The organism is Mycobacterium sp. 94-17 (genome assembly GCF_035617725.1).
In the GTDB taxonomy this organism is placed as follows: Bacteria; Actinomycetota; Actinomycetes; order Mycobacteriales; family Mycobacteriaceae; genus Mycobacterium.
On sequence record NZ_JAPIYN010000118.1, the window covers coordinates 1 to 266 of the forward strand.

Sequence of the window (266 nt, forward strand, 5' to 3'; positions counted from 1 at the left end):
GCCGGCAACGCCCGTTTGTCGAGCTTGCCGTTTGGGGTGAGCGGCAACGCGTCGATGACGACGATCGCGACAGGCACCATGTAGGCGGGCAGCTTGTCGGCCAGCTGGGCGCGTAGTTGGTTGGGTTCTGCCGTCCCCCCGGTGATGTAGCCGACCAGACGTTTGTCGCCGGGGCGATCCTCGCGGGCGATCACCACCGCCTGCCCCACCCCCGCCAAGTCGGCCAGCGCCGCCTGCACCTCACCGCACTCGATGCGATACCCGCG

Annotated in this window: 1 protein-coding gene; it reads right to left on the minus strand. The window is 69.2% G+C overall.

What is annotated here, in order from left to right:
- A partial coding sequence (locus OQ789_RS25930; protein ID WP_324689299.1) for an AMP-binding enzyme occupies positions 1–266 on the minus strand: 266 nt, incomplete at both ends.